Here is a 1313-nt window from a genome sequence, read left to right on the forward strand (position 1 = left end):
GCCCGTCCGGCGGGGGCGCGGCGCCGGCCGCCGCGCTGTCGGCCGCCGCGCCGAGCAGCGACCGTACGGTCGCCTCCCAGGAGGACAGCGCGTGCCGTGAACGGTAGGCGAGCAGTTCCTCCATGGCGTCACGCGGCAGCCGCAGCCAGCCGCAGCCCGGGAAGTGCTGCTCGACCATCTCCCGCCACACCGCGACGGGCATCCGGTACGAGGCCTCGCGGTCCCAGGGCACCGGCTCGACCCGGAAGCCGCCGTCACCCGTGAAGGCCGTGCCGGAGAACAGCATCAGCAGCGGGGCCTCGCCGTCCTCCAGGGCGTTGAAGTACCGGGTCGCCGCGATGTCCATGTCGTAGGTGCAGGGCACGACCAGGTCGGTCTCGGTCTCCCCGGTGAAGCTGGGCACCATGACCGACACCTGCGCGAACTGCACGGGCTGGAGGGTGTTGCCCCAACGGGAGCGGGCCCCGAACAGGTCCGCCAACCCCTCGGCCTCGGCGGTCGCGTACCCGCGCCGGGCCGGCTCGATCCGCAGCTGGCAGCGCAGGGCCAGGGCGTGCACCCGTACCCCGGGACCCGCCGTGATGCCGAGCCGGAAGACGAGCGTGGGCCCGGCGGCGTAGGCGTCGGCCCGCACGCCCTTGCACGTGAAGGTGAAGTCCGTCGTCGCCGTCATGACCGCGACACCCCTTCCCCGGCCCTGGCCGGGACCTTCGCCCGACGCGCGACCTGCGCGAAGAAGGCGTCCAGCGCGGCCCGGGCCTCGGCCCCGCCGTCGAAGCCCTGCCACAGCAGGCGCATCCGCCCCACCAGCTCGTAGCAGATGTCGATCGGCACCAGATGGCACTCGGTGCGCCCCGCGGAGCGGCGCAACAGCAGGGCCTCCACGTCCGGTTCGAGCAGCGCGGCCAGCCGGCTGGAGCCGAGTACGGTCTGCCAGGTCTCCGGGTCGAGTTCGCTCTCGGTGGCTCCGGCCGGGCTCGGGTAGAGGGCGACCAGCCGGTCGAGCGCGGCGTTGCGGAAGAAGAACGCGACGCCGACGGGGATCTGCAACAGCTCCCAGGCGTTGTCGTCGAGCCGGTGCCCGGGATCGGTCAGGTAGCGGTCCGGGACGGCCCGGAACCGGCCGGTCACGGCGCCCGGCCGGTCGAACAGCAGGGCGCAGGCGGTGCAGGCGCAGACCAGCGCCCGCCGTTCGGTCTCCACCAGGTGGCGGTGACCGTCCTCGGGCACCACCACCCCGCACAGTTCGCAGGTCTCGGGGCGGGGCGGGCGGGGCCCCGCGAACCGGCGCAGGCCGCGCGGGGCGACCTGCG

General features: G+C 74.6%; 2 protein-coding genes. Both read right to left on the reverse strand.

Features of this window, described 5'->3' with window-relative positions:
• Positions 1 to 673: DUF6084 family protein (locus tag NOD94_RS41085; RefSeq protein WP_281211345.1), on the reverse strand; the 673-nt coding region annotated here is incomplete at its 3' end.
• On the reverse strand, positions 670 to 1293 hold the full coding sequence (locus NOD94_RS41090; protein WP_281211346.1) for a DUF5947 family protein: 624 nt from the start codon (positions 1291 to 1293) through the stop codon (positions 670 to 672). The genes NOD94_RS41090 and NOD94_RS41085, both read right to left, overlap by 4 nt.
• Positions 1294 to 1313: the final 20 nt, after the last annotated feature.

The organism is Streptomyces sp. Isolate_45, assembly GCF_024721315.2.
In the GTDB taxonomy this organism is placed as follows: domain Bacteria; phylum Actinomycetota; class Actinomycetes; order Streptomycetales; family Streptomycetaceae; genus Streptomyces.